The organism is Halorubrum sp. GN12_10-3_MGM (genome assembly GCF_005435235.1).
Lineage (GTDB): Archaea > Halobacteriota > Halobacteria > Halobacteriales > Haloferacaceae > Halorubrum > Halorubrum ezzemoulense.
On record NZ_SGUB01000025.1, the window covers coordinates 29923 to 45070 of the forward strand.

At 70.9% G+C, this 15148-nt stretch carries 15 protein-coding genes and 1 pseudogene; 6 read left to right on the plus strand and 10 right to left on the minus strand.

Annotation, left to right across the window (positions count from 1 at the left end; all coding sequences use genetic code 11):
* Nucleotides 1–36: 36 nt before the first annotated feature.
* Nucleotides 37–741 carry a DJ-1/PfpI family protein gene (locus tag EXE47_RS15150; RefSeq protein WP_137708501.1) on the plus strand — a complete coding sequence of 235 codons (705 nt, stop codon included), beginning with the start codon at nt 37–39 and terminating at the stop codon, nt 739–741.
* Here EXE47_RS15150 and EXE47_RS15155 read toward each other — a convergent pair.
* Entirely contained in the window at nt 738–1196 is a 459-nt protein-coding gene (locus EXE47_RS15155) for a universal stress protein (RefSeq protein ID WP_049932564.1), read from the minus strand. The two genes, EXE47_RS15150 and EXE47_RS15155, sit on opposite strands and share 4 nt — an antisense overlap.
* Nucleotides 1197–1391: 195 nt before the next feature.
* On the opposite strand from EXE47_RS15155, the gene EXE47_RS15160 reads away from it, so the two are divergent.
* Entirely contained in the window at nt 1392–2033 is a 642-nt protein-coding gene (locus tag EXE47_RS15160) for a ribonuclease HI family protein (protein WP_086220363.1), read from the plus strand.
* A gap of 22 nt (nt 2034–2055) precedes the next feature.
* Here the strand turns inward: EXE47_RS15160 and EXE47_RS15165 are convergent, their stop codons facing one another.
* The 3 genes and pseudogenes from EXE47_RS15165 to EXE47_RS15175 all read right to left on the minus strand — a co-directional run.
* Nucleotides 2056–2409: a hypothetical protein gene (locus EXE47_RS15165; RefSeq protein ID WP_049932560.1), complete on the minus strand. Its 354-nt coding sequence runs from the start codon at nt 2407–2409 to the stop codon at nt 2056–2058.
* 58 nt (nt 2410–2467) lie between these two features.
* A complete protein-coding gene (gene trmB, locus EXE47_RS15170) occupies nt 2468–3520 on the minus strand; it encodes an HTH-type sugar sensing transcriptional regulator TrmB (protein ID WP_049932559.1) in 1053 nt (350 codons plus the stop codon).
* Between the two features lie 143 nt (nt 3521–3663).
* Nucleotides 3664–3934: pseudogene (locus EXE47_RS15175) on the minus strand (PAC2 family protein); the annotation flags it as partial.
* A 119-nt stretch (nt 3935–4053) separates the two neighbouring features.
* Here EXE47_RS15175 and EXE47_RS15180 point away from each other — a divergent pair.
* Both EXE47_RS15180 and EXE47_RS15185 read left to right on the plus strand, forming a co-directional pair.
* On the plus strand, nt 4054–5112 hold the full coding sequence (locus tag EXE47_RS15180; protein ID WP_049932556.1) for a mechanosensitive ion channel family protein: 1059 nt from the start codon (nt 4054–4056) through the stop codon (nt 5110–5112).
* A gap of 44 nt (nt 5113–5156) precedes the next feature.
* On the plus strand, nt 5157–6824 hold the full coding sequence (locus EXE47_RS15185; RefSeq protein WP_089308776.1) for an MATE family efflux transporter: 1668 nt from the start codon (nt 5157–5159) through the stop codon (nt 6822–6824).
* Nucleotides 6825–6839: 15 nt separating this feature from the next.
* On the opposite strand, the gene EXE47_RS15190 is transcribed toward EXE47_RS15185, so the two are convergent.
* The 5 genes from EXE47_RS15190 to EXE47_RS15210 all read right to left on the minus strand — a co-directional run bounded on the left by EXE47_RS15190 (nt 6840) and on the right by EXE47_RS15210 (nt 11921).
* Nucleotides 6840–7067: a hypothetical protein gene (locus EXE47_RS15190; RefSeq protein ID WP_049932552.1), complete on the minus strand. Its 228-nt coding sequence runs from the start codon at nt 7065–7067 to the stop codon at nt 6840–6842.
* Between the two features lie 65 nt (nt 7068–7132).
* Complete coding sequence (locus EXE47_RS15195; RefSeq protein ID WP_089308775.1) at nt 7133–8335, minus strand: DUF418 domain-containing protein; 1203 nt, start codon at nt 8333–8335, stop codon at nt 7133–7135.
* A 78-nt stretch (nt 8336–8413) separates the two neighbouring features.
* Nucleotides 8414–9478, minus strand: a complete 1065-nt coding sequence (locus EXE47_RS15200) for a Gfo/Idh/MocA family protein (protein WP_137708502.1) — start codon at nt 9476–9478, stop codon at nt 8414–8416.
* Between the two features lie 103 nt (nt 9479–9581).
* Nucleotides 9582–10094 (minus strand): hypothetical protein, encoded by a 513-nt coding sequence (locus EXE47_RS15205; RefSeq protein WP_086216674.1) that lies wholly within the window; start codon nt 10092–10094, stop codon nt 9582–9584.
* A gap of 72 nt (nt 10095–10166) precedes the next feature.
* Nucleotides 10167–11921: a thiamine pyrophosphate-binding protein gene (locus tag EXE47_RS15210; RefSeq protein WP_137692986.1), complete on the minus strand. Its 1755-nt coding sequence runs from the start codon at nt 11919–11921 to the stop codon at nt 10167–10169.
* A gap of 206 nt (nt 11922–12127) precedes the next feature.
* On the opposite strand from EXE47_RS15210, the gene EXE47_RS15215 reads away from it, so the two are divergent.
* Nucleotides 12128–12412: a hypothetical protein gene (locus EXE47_RS15215; RefSeq protein ID WP_049932543.1), complete on the plus strand. Its 285-nt coding sequence runs from the start codon at nt 12128–12130 to the stop codon at nt 12410–12412.
* A complete protein-coding gene (locus tag EXE47_RS15220) occupies nt 12412–12966 on the plus strand; it encodes an adenylate kinase (protein WP_049932541.1) in 555 nt (184 codons plus the stop codon). Before EXE47_RS15215 ends, EXE47_RS15220 begins: the two co-directional genes overlap by 1 nt.
* Before the next feature lie 51 nt (nt 12967–13017).
* Here the strand turns inward: EXE47_RS15220 and EXE47_RS15225 are convergent, their stop codons facing one another.
* Complete coding sequence (locus EXE47_RS15225) at nt 13018–14916, minus strand: DEAD/DEAH box helicase (RefSeq protein WP_049932539.1); 1899 nt, start codon at nt 14914–14916, stop codon at nt 13018–13020.
* Nucleotides 14917–15148 lie beyond the last annotated feature (232 nt).

The following is a 15148-nucleotide window of genomic DNA, read 5'->3' on the forward strand; positions in this document are numbered from 1 at the left end:
GGAACGCACAAGCCCGCGCCGCTCGTTCGGCCCGGCATGAACGTCGATATTCTGGTGTACGACGGGTTCGACGAACTGGACGGTATCGGCCCGTACGAGGTGTTCGACTACGCGCTCGGCTACGCCGCCGAGGAGGACGACGGGACGACAGGGGACGACGGGGCAATAGGGGACGACGGGGCGTCAGGAGACGACGGCGGCCGCGTCCGATACGTGTCGCTCGACGAGCGCGAGACGGTGACCGCGAGCCACGGGACCCGCGTCGGCGTGGACGGAACGCTCCCCGGCCCGGGAGGAGAGGACGCCCCGGACCTGCTGGTCGTGCCCGGGGGCGGGTGGAACGCGCGCAACCAGGAGGCGAGCGCGTGGGCCGAGGCGCAGAAGGGCGACGTGCCGCGCGCGCTCGCCGCGTACCACGCGGCGGACACCCGGATCGCCTCGGTGTGTACCGGGTCGATGCTGCTCGCGGAGGCGGGCGTCACCGACGGCCGCCGGGCCGTCACGCACGCCTCCGCCGTCGAGGAGCTCCGGGAGTCGGGCGCGGAGGTCGTCGACGCGCGGGTCGTCGACGACGGCGACGTGCTCAGCGCGGGCGGGGTCACCTCCGGGATCGATCTGGCGCTGTACGTCGTCGAGCGCGAGTTCGGCGAGTCGGTCGCCGACCGGGCGGCGACCGTCATCGAGTACGAGCGGCGGTACGAGGTCGCGACGCGGGACGGGTCGCGGCGCGGGGAGAACTAGTCGTCCGGGAGCGGCGCGGCGTCGTCGTCGGCGTCGTTCGTCGTGGTCTCTCCGTCCGCGTCCACGGTGATCACGGTACAGTCGAGTTGGCTGCGGAGGAACGAGTCGATGTCGGGGTCGGAGAGCAACTTCTGGACCATCCGGCGCCACCGCCCCGCCTGTTTCGACCCGATGACGACCACGTCGGCCCCCTCGGCGACGATCTCTTCGAGGATCGTCTCCTCGACGAGGAAGCCCCGACGGACGACGTACCGCGCCCGGTCGATCCGGCCGATCCGCTCCTCGGCGGCGCGCTTGAGGTCGCTGCGCGAGACGCCCCCCGAGCGCTGGTATAAGTCGACGTGGAGGACCGTGAGGTCGGCGTCGCGCTCCGCGGCGACGCGGGCCGCCTCGCGGAGCGTCGCCGCCGAGTGCGACGAGGGAGGGAATCGAACCGGGACGACGACGAGCGTCATGTCGGGTCGGAGGGGTTGGGGGCGTAAATACGCTGTCGGTGTGGCCCTCGCTCTCGGTCGGTCGCGGTCGTCACTCTCACTCAGTCCTGACCGCCGATCGGCGGCGGCTCGGCTCACCGCGCTCACCGCCAGCGCATTTTTCCCTGCGCTCTCGAATGAACCGTTGTGGACCGCAGTTCGGCCGCGTGAGACATCATGGACCGACTTCCCACGGACCGGCTCTCGCCGCTGGCGAGCCGCGTCGACGACGTCCTCGCCCTGTACGGCTACGAGATACGACCGGCGATCGACGCCATCGACGACGCGGTGACCGGCTACGGCGGGCTGTTCGGCCCGACGACGACCGACGCCGAGATCCGGACCGCGGTCGAGTCGGTCCTCGCCGCCGACCCGCCGCGATCGGGCGACGACCGCGGCGAGTCCGCCGACGACATCGTTCTCTACGTCGACGGGAGCTCGCGCGGAAACCCCGGACCGGCCGGCGCGGGGGCCGTGCTGCTGGTCGGCGATGACCCCCTCGTTCGGCTGGGCCGACCCGTCGGGGCTCGCGCCGAGAACAACACCGCGGAGTACGCGGCGCTCCACCTCGGACTGGAGGCGCTGGCCGCGCGCTGCGACCCTGCGGCCGTCGAGGTCCGGATCGACTCGCGGACCGTCATCGACGACATCTGGGGCAGCGGTGACGGGATCGCGTCGGCCGCACCGTACCGGCCGGCCATCCGGGACCGCATCGCCGCGCTACCCGCCTGCGAGTGGACGCATCTGGCCGACAGCGACCCGAACCCGGCCGACGCCCGCGCGGCGGTCGGAGCCGATATCGCGGCACTCGGTCCGTAGCGGAGGGGAAGCGGCTGCGGTGTTACGACCGGTCCCCGTCGTCTCGCGGCGAGACGGCTTCGACCGCTCCCGTTGGCGGGTCAAGCCGGACGGTGTGACGCGTGTGGCGCGCGTGCGTCTCCGCCCAGCGCCGCGCCGGACGCTCCGCGAGGAAGCGCTCCCCGTCCGGGCAGCGGTCGCACCGGGCGACCCACGGGGTCACGCCGTCCGGGTAGTGGCCGGTGTGGCGCTCGTGGTCGAGCGCGAACTGCTCGATCGCGTGGCTCCCGGGGTCGAGGTCGTCGACCTCGCGGTCGAGCACCCACTCCCGGTCGCACCGCTCGCACGCGACGGTCGGTGCGTCTCGCTCGTCGTCGGGACGCGCGTCGTCGGTCACGGGTCCGCTTCGGTCCGCCCGCACTTGAACGGCGACGCCGGGACGACCCGAGCGCACCTCACAGCGCCGGCGGCTCGCCGCGGCCGATCACGATCTCCTGGCCCTCCACGTCCTCCAAGGCGGCGACGCGGCCGCCGATCTCGACGCGGCCGTTCTCGGTCTCGACGACCAGCGACGCCACCTCCTCCGTGTCGACGAACGCGACGTCGACGACCTTCCCGCGGACAGTGACCTCCTCGCCGGTCTCGATGTCGCGGCCCTCGACGGTCGCGTAGAACTCCTCGTCGCCGAACTCGCGGACGTCCTTCACGGCCCGACGGATGGAGGCGTAGCGGCGCGGGAAGGGCCGGTCCTCGCCGTCGGCGGCGAGCGATTCCGCGGTCGTCCACAGGACGGTGCCGAAGAAGCCGGAGACGAGGAAGCCGAGCGCGGAGCGGTTGAAGATGACACCGTAGCGCTCGCGGTCGTCGCGCAGCGCGTCCTGCGTTGCGTACACGGAGTACTCGCCGTCGCCGACCGCGAGGACCGGCGTGGTGATCCCGCGGCGCGCGCGGGCGATCGTCGCGACCTCCAAGTAGTCGAACTCCGTCGGGTCGGGCGCGTTCGACGCCGGCGTGACGAGCAGTTCGACGGTGACGCCCTCGGCGACCTTCGCGGCGAGTTCGTCCCGGAACCGCCGCAGGAGGCCGGGGGTGAGCGACAGCGCGAGCTCGTACTCCGCGTTCGCGATCACCTCTTCGAGGTACCGGAGGATCGTCGAGCGCGACTTGACAAGCGACACCGCCTCCGTCTCCCGCGTCGGCGCGGTGTACCGCGCCTCCAGCTCGTCGACCATCTCCGTGAACGACGACCGCAGATCGCCGAAGGCGTCCTCGGGGTCGACGGCGACGATCTTCATCGGCCGCGACTCGCGGAGCTCGACGAGCCCGCGGTCCGAGAGGCTCCGGACCGTGTCATACACCCGCGGCTGCGGGATCTCGGTCCGGTCGGCGATGTCGCTCGCCGTCAGTTCGCCGTGTTCCAACACCGCGAGGTACGCGTCAATCTCGTACTCGCCGAGGTTGAATCGGTCCCCCACGCGGTCGAGCGTGTCCCGGAGATCGTCAGTCATGTACCGAAGAACGGGACCGGGGATTATAGCTTTTTACTATGAGACGAGTTGTACGCGTTTTCAGAGCCCGGTTCTCACGGTCGGGACAGATGGGGGCCACATGTCCGTGCGGTCGTGGTCCCCTCCGGCTCCCGCTCCTCGATCCGCTCGGCGACGAGGACGGTGCCGTCGCGGTCCGAGTCGGTGTACAGCCGGAGCGGGTGGCGCGGCGTCCCCTTTCGTAAACGGCGTGATCGACGGGGCGCCGTCGATCCGGACGCGCCCCGTCTCCTCGAGATCGAGGTCGTCGACCAAGTAGTGGACGGCGGTCAGGCCGGCGAGCCCGAACGAGGGGAAGCCGGCGAGCAGCGCGTCTCCCGGCTTGGTGTCGTGTTCGACGCCGAACCTCGTTGGGTCCGCAGGCGGTTGGCCCATACCGCCCGTTCGCTCAGCGGAGTCACAGTGGTTGCCCCGTCTCTCGTTCGAAGCGACTCGTTCGCCGCCGGTCGTGCGCGTGGAGAAACGCTTTTTCCGATGGCCGACAGCGGGTTCCCATGGTCTTCCCGGGGGGAACGCCGATCGCGGGGGCCGTCTCGCGGCTCGCCGATATCGGCTCTCGGCTCGCGGACCTGCCGGGAACGGGCGTGTTGACCGTCCTCGCGTCACTGGCGGTCGGCGTCGTCCTCGCGAACTTCCTCGTCCGGCTGATCGGTCGCCCCGTCGCCCGCCGCGTGTCGCGACAGAGCGTCGCGCAGACGATCGTCCGCGGGGTCCGGGTCGGCACGATCGCCGCCTCGGTGCTGGTCGGCCTGGGCGCCGTCGGCTTCCGGTTCGCGGACCTCCTCCTCGGGACCGCAGTGTTCTCGGCCGTCATCGGTATCGTCCTCGCGCCGCTCGTCGGGAACTTCATCAACGGCGTGTTCATCCTCGCGGACCAGCCGTTCGAGATCGGCGACATGATCGAGTTAGAGGACGGGACGACCGGGTTCGTCGAGGACATCACGATCCGCTACACGAAGATATTCACTCTGGATAACACCTTCCTCGTCGTGCCGAACGGGACGATGCGCGAGCGCGACGTGACGAACTTCTCGGCCGAGGACGAGCGGACCCGGCGCTCGATCGACGTGCTCGTCACCTACGAGAGCGACATCCCCGAGGCCCGGCGGCTCATCGAGCGCGCGGCGCGCGACTCCGAGGCCGTCGTCGACGGCGGCCCCGACATCCGGATCGGCGTGGCGCGGTACATGGCGGGTCCCGACTGCCGCCTCCACGAGTTCGCCGACGACGGGGTCCTCCTCCGGCTGCGGTACTGGGTGAAGAAGCCGTACAAGCTCGCGAAGGTCCAGTCGGACGTGAACACCGAGATCCGCGAGCGCCTCGCCGACGCGGACGTCGAGATGGCGTACCCGCACCGCCACCTCGTCTTCGACGACACCTCCGGCGTCGCCCGCGTCGACGCCGCCACCGAGACGTCCGGTGCCGACGGAGTACACGGCGCCGCCGATCCGACCCCGGGCGACGGAGCAGGCGCCACGGAGACGACCGAGGGCGGGCCTTCGGACGCGGACAATCCCGCCGGATCCATAGACGGTAGCGACGGGCGCCGGTGACCGGATCGGAAGCCTGATAGAGCGCGCCCGGCTTTTCAACCGCAGTGAGCGACGAGCCCGCTGCCGACCCCTCCGACCCGTCGGATTCCTCCGAGCCGCCGGACCCCTCCGGTGGACCGAGCGGCGATACCATGGGCGGCGACGACGGCCGCGACGGGGACGACGACCCCGAAGCTGCGTCCGACGCCCCCGAGCCCGCGCCCGACGACCCAGTCGGCGAGGAGTCGATCACCGAGGGGAGCCTCCTCCGACCGCTGTTCCGCCTGGCGTGGCCGATCGTCGTCATCCAGCTGCTCCAGGTGACGTACAACATCGTCGACACCCTGTACCTCGGCCGGCTCTCGGCGGAGGCCGTCGGCGCGATCAGCCTCGCGTTCCCGCTGATCTTCCTCCTGATCGCGGTCGCCGGCGGGTTCACGACGGCGGGCGCGATCCTCGTCGCGCAGTACACCGGCGCCGACGGCGAGGGCTCCGCCGGGCTCGTGGCGGGACAGACGATCTTCACCGTCTCCGTGCTGTCCGTGCTCATCGGGATCGGGGGCTACTTCTACACGCGCCCGGCCCTCGAGATCCTGCCGAGCGACGCGGAGACCGCGGCGACCGTGATCCCGCTCGCGGCAGACTACATGGAGGTGATCTTCGCCGGGATCCCCCTGATGTTCGGGTTCTTCGTCTTCTCGGCGCTGATGCGCGGCTACGGCGACACGCGGACGCCGATGGCCGTCATGTTCATTTCCGTCCTCCTGAACGTCCTCTTGGACCCGTTCTTCATCTTCGGGTTCGAGGGGAACCCGCTGTTCGAGTGGCTCGCCGCGGTTCCCGGCCTCGCGGCGCTCGACCCGGTCGCGCTGGAGGCGACGCTGCTCTCGGCGACGGGGGTCACCGGGATCGGCATCCAGGGCGCCGCGCTCGCGACGATCCTCTCGCGGGGCGTCGCGACCGCCATCGGCCTCTGGATACTGTTCGGCACCGGGTACGGCCCCGACGTGACGCTCGGCCACCTCGCGCCCGACCTCGATTTTATCCGGGACATCTTCCGGCTCGGGCTCCCCTCCAGCGTCGAGCAGACGACGAGCGCGCTCGCGATGATCACGCTCACCGCGATGATCGTCACGTTCTCGCCGCCGGTCGTCGCCGCATACGGGCTCGGCAACCGGCTCATCTCGCTCGTCTTCCTGCCCGCGATGGGGCTCGGCCGCGCTATCGACACGATGGTCGGGCAGAACCTCGGCGCGAACCGCGCCGACCGCGCCGGTAGGGCTGTGAAGTTCGCGGCCACGACCGGCGCGGGCGTGATGTTCCTCGTCGCGGTCGTCGCCGTGACGTTCACCGAACCGATCGTCGGCGCGTTCCTCGGCGACGTGCCGGACGCGCCCGCGACGATCGGCTACGCGGTGGAGTACGTCCGGATCCGGTCGGTCGAGTTCGCCTTCATCGGCGTCTCGCAGGTGATCTTAGGCGCGTTCCGCGGCGCGGGCAACACGAAGACCGCGATGGTCATCTCGATCCTCACCCTCTGGGTGGGCCGGGTCGCGAGCGTCGGGTACCTCGTGTTCGTCGCCGGGTGGGGCGAGACCGGAGTCTGGGTCGGTATGGCACTCGGAAACGTCCTCGGCGCCGTCATCGGCGTCGCGTGGTTCTCGCGCGGCACGTGGACCGAGCGGTACATCGACGAGCCCGAGCCCGGCGTCGACCCGGTGGGAGACGACTGACGAGCCCCCGGTCGCTCAGTGTCGGAAGAGGTACACCGCGTCGTCGGAACGCAGTAGGCAGAACCGCGCGCCGTCGTTCTCGGGGAACGTCGTCCCGGACTGTCGCGTGACGAAGAGCCGCGAAAAGGCGTCGTCGCACACCGGGCACGCCATCCCTTCCCTGTTCTCCCAGAGGCTCGTTCGGCCCGAGTCGCGGAGCTGTTTCAGTTCGTGACGGTGGTCGTGAACGTCGAACTCGCTCATGTGCGGGAGTCCGACCGGGGACTGTTGAACGTGTCCTCGCGAGTCTCAGTTCGGAGAACGCGGGGTCAGTCTTTCAGCCGCAACGGCTGTGCCTCCCCGTAGGTGAGCGTCCGCCACACCCACTCGACGGGACCGAACCGGAAGTACCGGAGCCAGATCACGGACAGCGGGACTTGGACCGCCCAGATCGCGACGACGATCCCCATTGCCTCGACGCGGCTGACGGAGCCGAACAGCCCGAGACCGTGACCGTAGAACACCGTCGTCGCGATCACCGTCTGGAGCAGGTAGTTGGTGAACGCGGTGCGGCCGACCGCGGCGAGCGCGCGGGCCACGAGCCCCTCACCGCGCCACCGGACGAACAGCGTGACGAGGCCGACGTACCCGCCAGCGACGAGCAGACTCCCGACGTAGTTGAACTGCCGCCAGTACAGCGCGGCGCCGGCGCTCCAGTCGTTCGCCTCGATATACGCGACGCCGGCGACGACGATTCCGACGCCGACGACGCCGCCCGCGACGAGCCGGCGGTAGAACGCGGTCGAGCGCTCGCCGGTCAACACGCCGCGCCTGTACAGTGCCATGCCGAGCAGCATGACGCCGCCCACGCGCCAGAAGCTCGACCCGATGAACCCGGACGTCTGTCGCTGGAACGACGAGGAGACGCGGTGGCTCATCTGGTCGAGCCAGCCGCCGCGGTAGGCGGCCACCTGGTCTCGGACCGCGGCCTCCGCGGGCAGCCACTGGCCGGCGATCGCCTCGCCGCCGATCGAGGTCGCGGCGAACAGCTCGATCGCGGGGACGAAGAGCAGGAATATCCCGGCGAGCCCGCCGAGCCGACGCGCGTCGAGGTCGCGGACGAAGAGGAGGAACAGACCGAGCAGCCCGTACGTGACGAGGATGTCCCCGTACCACAGCAGGTACGCGTGAAGGAGGCCGATCGCGATCAGCACCGCGGTCCGGCGGAGGTGGAGGCGGACGGCGTCTTGGCCCTTCTCCTCTTTGCTCTCGATGAACAGCAGGACGCCGGCGCCGAACAGCGCCGAGAAGACGGTGATGAACTTCGACTGCGCGAACACGTGGCCGACGAACCAGGTCCAGTAGTTGAGCCCGGTGAAGTCGCCGTACACGGTGGGGTTGAGCAGGGTCTGCTCCGGCATCGAGAAGACGCGGATGTTGATGACGAGGATGCCGAGCAGCGCGAAGCCGCGGAGCGCGTCGAGGCTGGTGATCCGTTCGGAGGGCGGCGTGGGGCCGGGATCGCTGGTCACGAGTTGTCCGCGGTGACGGTCCCCAGCACCGAATAGGTTCCCATCGCGGCTCCCGGGTCGGCCTGCTCGGTCGGCGGCTCAGTCCAGCCGCACCGCCGCGCCGGTCTCCGCGGAGCGGTAGATCGCGTCGATGACGCGCTGGACGCGTAACCCCTCCTCGACGGTGTTTATCGACGGCGCCTCGCCGTCGGCGGCCGCTTCGAGGAACGTCGCCTGCTCGGCGGCGTGCGCGTCGCCGTCGCGCGTCTCCACGCTCGCGTCCGTGAGGTGGTGGCCGCCGCCGACGCCCGCCTCGTGGACCGTGAGATCGCCGCTGCCGCGGTCGAGCGTCGCGCCCGCCTCGGTGCCCCGGACGACGAACTCGTCGGTCGCCGGCCGGTTCGTCGCCCACGCGACCTCCAGCGAGACGGTGCTCCCGTCGGCGCCGCGGATGAACGCGGACGCGGAGTCGTCGACGTCGAACCCCTCCGGCCCCGCGTCGTCGCCCCACATGTGGACGTACGCGTAGTCGTCGCGACCGCCGAACTCCGAGCGCGTGTCCCCGGACACCTCGACGACCTCGGGGTGATCGAGGAGGTAGAGCGCCAAGTCGATCGCGTGGACGCCGATATCGATGAGCGCGCCGCCGCCGGCGACGTCCGCCGACGTGAACCACGAGCCCCGGCCGGGGACGCCGCGCCGCCGGACGTAGTTCGCCTCGACGTGGGTGGTCTCGCCGAACCTCCCCTCGTCTTGGTAGTGTTTGATCACCTGAACCGGCTCCGCGAACCGGTTGTTGAACCCGACCATACAGAACCCGTCGGCGTCGCTGGCGGCGTCGGCGATCCGCTCGGCGCTGTCGAGCGTGTGCGCCAGCGGCTTCTCCAAGAGCACGTCGAGGCCGGCCGAAAGCGCCGAGGTCGCGTACTCTTCGTGGAAGCGGTTCGGGGTGGTGACCAGCACGGCGTCGCAGTCCTCGTAGAGGTCCGTCTCGTCCTCGTAGGCGGGGAGGCCGAACTCCTCGTGGAACCGTGCCCGCGCGTCGGCGTCGACGTCCATCCCGCCGACGAGGTTCGCGCCGCGCTCGGTCAGCTTCGTCGCGTGGTGGGACCCGATGCCGCCGAGGCCGACGATGCCGACGGCGACGTCGTTCGGATGCGTCATGGGCGGGCTTCACCACGGGTGTTGTTAAGGCTCCCGTCCCGCGGGACGCGCCGGAACCCGACCGCGCGTGTGGACGGCCGTCACGACCCCGCTGGCGGTCGGCTCACGCGATCGGGACGCCGACGGCGACGGCGATCGCGCCGTCGACCGCTACCGCCGCGGCGTCGGCTACTACCGTCACGCCGTCGATCGCGCCGGGCGCCATCGAGTCGACGAAGTCGAAGAGGTCGCCGAGCGAGCCGGCGTTCTCGGCGAGGCTCTCGCGCGCGTCGAGGAGCCCCCGGAACCGCTCCGGTTCGCGGGCGATCACGAACCGGCCGACCCCGGCGCCGGTGCCGAGGAAGGCGAGGAGGGCGAGCGCCCGCGAGATGGTGAGCAGTTTCAACAGGACCGGGAGCGCCAGCGCGAGCGCCAGCGCGGCGACGACGCCCGTGACGACCTCGCCGAACGACCCGCCGTCGGCGAGGTCGACGACGCCCGCGCCGGAGAGGATGACGAACCCCCCGACGCCGAGGGCCAACGTCCCCCACATGAACGCCGCCAGCAGGCGGACGGGACCGTCGTACCCACTCCCGGCGTCGTCCGGGACGTCGTCGTGAACCCACGGGTTGCGCATACGGGAAATTCAGACCCGACGAGTATATAGATCGCTTCAGATCTCGGAAACGCTCGGCGTGAAACGGACCGGTTAGGACCGGGGGTGCGGGCCGGTCATCCACTCGCTCGCCTGCGGTTCGTCCGGATCGGTGACGACCTCGACGAGGGCCGGGCCGTCGCGGTCGCGGGCGCGCTCGACGGCGTCGCCGACCGCGCCGCGCGCATGGACGCGCTCCGCGGGCAGGCCCATCCCCGACGCGACCGCGACGAGGTCGAGGCCGGTCTCCGCCCACCCGTAGCTCTGGTCCGGGAAGTCGTACGACCGCGACGCCTCCTCGCTGATGATCGCGTAGTCGTCGTTGTTGAGCGCGACGACGGTGACGTCGATCCCCTCGCTCGCCAGCGTGTGGAGCTCGTGGACGCACATCATGAGCCCGCCGTCGCCGGTGAGCGCGACCACGTCGCGGTCCGGGTTCGCCAGCTTGGCGCCGAGCGCCGACGGGAGCCCGGTACCCATCGTCGCCCACGAACCGGGGTTGACGTACGACCGCGGCCCCGCAGCGGGGAACGAGACGAGCGTCCACAGCCGGAACCCGCCCGCGTCGGCGGCGACGACCGCGTCCGCCGGGACCGCGTCGCGAACCGCCGAGAGGGCCTCGACGGAGCGGAGCGGGCGCTCCTCGCGGTCGTCGGCCGTCGACTTCCCCGAACCGTCGGCGCTCTGCTCGGACAACGCCGCGAAGCGCTCGCGGTCGGCCGCGCGGACCGACTCGGCGCGCTCGGCGCCGTCGGCGCCGCGGGGCGCCACCCCCTCGTCGTCGAGGCGGTCGGTGAGCGCCCGGAGGAAGCGGTCCGCGTCAGCGACGACGCCGAGGTCCGCTTCGTAGCCGAACCCGACGTCGTCCCCGTCGAGCGTGACGTGGATCAGCGTCTCGGGCATCGCGACGGACCACGATGCGGTCGCGACCGCGTCGAGGTCTGAGCCGACGACGAGGCCGACGTCGGCGTCCGCGAGGAGTCCCCGGAGCTCCGCGCTGGCCCCGCCGCAGAGCACGCCCGCCGACAGCTGGTGCGTCTCGGGGAGCGTCCCCTTCCCCTTGTACGTCGTCACGACCGGCGCGCCGAGCCCCTCGGCGACCGACCGGAGGGCGTCGCTCGCGTCCGCGCGCCTGACACCGCCGCCGGCGAGCACGACGGGCGCTGTGGCATCGCCGAGCAGGTCTGCGGCCTCGCGCACCGCCGCCGCGGGCGGTGCCGGCGGCGGTGACGGCTCGCGCTCGCCGACCGCGGGCTGCGGGGTCCGACCGGCGAGGAAGTCCTTCGGGATCCCCACGCGGACCGGTCCCTGCGGGTGTTCGCGGGCGGTCCGGATCGCCTCGACGACGGCGGGGACCGCGCCCGCGGGCGAGTCGACAAGGACGTTCTCCTTGACGACGGTGTCGTACGTCTCCGGCGGCGTCTCGTGGATGCCGTCGCCGCCGCGGACCGACCGTTCCGTCTCGACGGCGAGGTGGAGCAGGGGGACGCAGTCGTTCAGGGCGTTCTTCAGCCCGTTCATCGCGTTCGTGTCGCCCGGGCCGGGGACGACGCAGGTGGCTGCCATCGCGCCGGGCTCGCTCGTCTCGGCGTACCCCCACGCTTGGTGCGGGACGGCGGTCTCGTGGCGGGCGACGACGAACCGCGCGTCGCGATCGGCGAGCGCCCGGTTCAGCGGGAGGGTCTGCTTGCCGGGGATCCCGAAGACGGTGTCGACGCCGCGGTCGAGCATCGCGTCGACGACCGCCTCGGCGACGGTCGGTGGGTCGTCGTGCCTATCGGCGGCGGGCGAGGGCTCGTCAGCGTCCATGTCGCGAAGTCGGCGGAGCGTATGTTGAAAGCTTCGTCCGCCGCCGGGCCCGCGAGCGAGCGCGGGACGCGACGCGGCGGGGAGGGGAACGCATCGGAGGGGCGGCGACACTCCGCGTCACAACGGAACGAGGGGGTAACCCGCGACTTCGGTCGCGGGGCACTGACATGTACACTTATGCTAGCGTGTGCTGTCATGTGTCATGTATGCGCTTACCAGAGACTCGTGACCTGTTCGCGAGGAAACTACAGTTTCCGGCGCCCCGAAGCGAGGTGCTGGAGACGGTCGGTGACACGGAGTTGTCGCCGCCCGACGGAGAGTCCACGACGATCCGGGCGGTCATCGACCGGTCGGAGGTCGAGACGTTCGACTCGGCCGACGACCTCTACGACACGCTGATGATGCTCGTCGGCGCGCAGTTCATCGGCCGCCGGTACTACGACGACCGCGGCGGGATGCCGGGCGACGAGGAGAACGAGGTGAGCTTCTGATGTCAGTCACGATCGTGTCGGGAGTCAACGGCGTCGGCCTTTCCAGCGTCTGTCAGGCGGTCAGGCGCGGACTCGGAGATGGGTACAAGCTGATCAACTTCGGCGACGTGATGCTCGAACAGGCGGCGGCGATGGGGCTCGCGACCGAGCGGGCCAAGCTCGGCACGCTCTCACAGCCCGAGACGCGGCGGCTCCAGCGCCGCGCAGGCGAGTTCGTCGCCGAGGAAGCGGAGACGACGAACGTGATCCTCTCGACGCACCTCGCGGTCGAGACGCTGACCGGCTACGTCCAAGGGCTTCCAGTCGAAGTGCTCGAAGACGTCTCGCCTGACGCGTTCGTCCTCGTGGAGGCGGAACCGGCGACGATCCTCGAACGCAGGCGGGCGAGCGACCGCGACCTCGACGGGGTCACCGAACGCCAGATCGACTTCGAGCAGGACCTCAACCGGTCCGCGGCGCTCCAGTACGCGCGCGACCAGAACGCGCCCGTCCGGTTCGTCGAGAACGAGGGGGAGATCGAGGGGGCGGCCGAGCGCTTAGCTGACGCGCTCTGAGCGAGCGGCGCGATTCGGCACGCGTCCGGTCCGGCGGCGTCGGGCCGCGGACTACTCCGCGACGTTCGTCTCGCGGACGCGGACGCCCTTCCGCCCGAGGTGCCGCATCTGTCGCTGGGCGAACTCCTCCTCGCTCGACCCGCGCGTCGCGAGGACGTAGACCAACGCGGAGCCGGTCGGCCGCATCGTCCGTCCCGCCCGCTGTGAGCCCTGTCGTCGAGAGCCGCCGAGCCCGCTCGCGACGACGGCGAGTTCGGCGTTCGGGAGGTCGATCCCCTCGTCGCCCACCCGCGAGACGACGAGGACGTCGAGGTCGTCGTCGGCCGCCCCGCCGCCCGAACCCTCCGCTTCGCCGTCCGCCCGGAACCGGCGGAACAGCTCCGCGCGCTCGTGGTGCGGCGTCTCGCCGCTGATGAAGGGGACGCCGAGCGCGTCGGCGATCGCGGCGCCCTGGTCGAGGTACTCGACGAAGACGAGCGTCTTCTTGTCGCGGTGGGCCGCGAGCAGGTACCGGATCTCCTCGACCTTCGCGGGGTTCTCGGCCGCGAGCCGTCTGCGGTCCCGGCCGTCCGCGGCGGCGTACTCGTTGCGCGCCGTCTCGTCGCGCCACGGGACGTAGCGGATCTCGACCTCGGGCTCCTGAACGAAGCCGGCCTCGAACAGCGCGTCCCAGTCCGCCCCGATGGGCTGGCCGATGAGGGTGTAGATCTCTTCCTCGCTGCCAGTCTCGCTGACGGGCGTCGCCGAGAGTCCGAGCCGGTGTTTGCTCTGGAGCTCGGCGGTCCGCGAGTACACCGGGGCGGTGACGTGATGGCATTCGTCGAAGCAGATCAGCCCCCATTCGCGGGAGTCGAAGAGGCTCCGGTGGCGGTCCATCCCGGCGATCTGGTAGGTCGCGATCGTGACGGGGCGGATCTCCTTGGTCCCCCCGTGGTAGAGTCCGATATCGGCGGGGTCGACCGTGGAGTGCTCCAGCAGCTCCTCGCGCCACTGGTCGGCGAGCTCGCGTGAGGGGACCAAAATCAGCGTTTCGCCGCCGACCGCGGCGATCGTCGCGATCCCGGCGACGGTCTTGCCGGAGCCCGGCGGCCCGACGTACACGCCGGACTTGCGGTCGAGGAACGTCTCGACCCACGTCTCCTGGTAATCGCGGAGGTCGGTCGCGAGGTCGATCTCGACCGGGTCGCCGGTCTCGAGGTCGCGGTCGTCCTCGACCGGGTAGCCGGCGTCGTAGAGCGTGCGCTTGACCGCGGCGACCGCCGCCTCGTTCACCCACGCCTCGGTGTCCGAGATTGGCGCGCGGAGGTGGTCGTCGTCGAGGTGCTGGTCGGCGACGTTCCCCATCAGGTTCTCGGAGGCGGCCTCGAGGACGACGTACCCGTCCGCGTGGGTGTACAGCCGGAAGCGGTGCGCCCGACGCCACTGGTCGCGCACCCACGCTTCGAGGTGTTCGTACCGCCGCGGCAGCACCGACCGGAGCGCGCCCACGAGCGCGTCGGCGTCGTCGAACGGTGCTGCCCACACGTCCTCCTGGCGGATCCGATAGAGATACCCGCGGGTCCCGGGCTCGGTGCCGGTGGTGTCGACGAGGTTCGCGAACTGCGAGAGCCGCGCGCGGGTGTACTGCGTGGGGCGGTCGACGACGATCTCGCGGCGCTTCGGGAAGGTCACGACGCGCTCGCGGCTCGCCAACGCGCCCCAGTCGCGGGGGTAGAATACGACGGGGTCGGCCTCGACGTCGAGTCGGTCCACGTCGCCGCGGTCGACGAGCGCAGCGAGCGCGTCGCGCGCTGCCGCCTGCGACGTTCCGAGCCGGCGGGCGACCTCGCTCGCCGTTGCGACCGGTCGCTCCTCGGCCTCGAGCGCCTCGTGGAAGCGATCTAAGGAGAGGTCTTCAGCGTCGTCCTCGCTGGAATCGTCGCCGGCGTCGTCGCCGGTGTCGTCGGTCATCACCGCCGCTTCGGTCGCGACGCGGAAATGGATAGCGTCAGCGGACGAGACGGAACGGAGGTCTTACACATGTCGTACGGGGTTGCTCTCGGAGGAACGACCGACAACATCTCCAAAGCCCCAGTCGTGCGGCCGCAGTACGCTTCGTTGCGCTCCTCGCTCGCGTCGCCCGCCGCGGTGCTTACATCGCCTACTGCGGCCGCACGACTGGGGCTTTGGAGATGTTGTCGGT

Bases quoted from the DNA above. Each gene is read 5' to 3' on its own strand.
- EXE47_RS15150 (WP_137708501.1), top strand. From the start codon at position 37: ATGAACGTCGATATTCTGGTGTACGACGGGTTCGACGAACTGGACGGT.
- EXE47_RS15155 (WP_049932564.1), bottom strand. From the start codon at position 1,196: ATGACGCTCGTCGTCGTCCCGGTTCGATTCCCTCCCTCGTCGCACTCG.
- EXE47_RS15160 (WP_086220363.1), top strand. From the start codon at position 1,392: ATGGACCGACTTCCCACGGACCGGCTCTCGCCGCTGGCGAGCCGCGTC.
- trmB (WP_049932559.1), bottom strand. From the start codon at position 3,520: ATGACTGACGATCTCCGGGACACGCTCGACCGCGTGGGGGACCGATTC.
- EXE47_RS15180 (WP_049932556.1), top strand. From the start codon at position 4,054: ATGGTCTTCCCGGGGGGAACGCCGATCGCGGGGGCCGTCTCGCGGCTC.
- EXE47_RS15190 (WP_049932552.1), bottom strand. From the start codon at position 7,067: ATGAGCGAGTTCGACGTTCACGACCACCGTCACGAACTGAAACAGCTC.
- EXE47_RS15200 (WP_137708502.1), bottom strand. From the start codon at position 9,478: ATGACGCATCCGAACGACGTCGCCGTCGGCATCGTCGGCCTCGGCGGC.
- EXE47_RS15205 (WP_086216674.1), bottom strand. From the start codon at position 10,094: ATGCGCAACCCGTGGGTTCACGACGACGTCCCGGACGACGCCGGGAGT.
- EXE47_RS15210 (WP_137692986.1), bottom strand. From the start codon at position 11,921: ATGGACGCTGACGAGCCCTCGCCCGCCGCCGATAGGCACGACGACCCA.
- EXE47_RS15215 (WP_049932543.1), top strand. From the start codon at position 12,128: ATGCGCTTACCAGAGACTCGTGACCTGTTCGCGAGGAAACTACAGTTT.
- EXE47_RS15220 (WP_049932541.1), top strand. From the start codon at position 12,412: ATGTCAGTCACGATCGTGTCGGGAGTCAACGGCGTCGGCCTTTCCAGC.
- EXE47_RS15225 (WP_049932539.1), bottom strand. From the start codon at position 14,916: ATGACCGACGACACCGGCGACGACGCCGGCGACGATTCCAGCGAGGAC.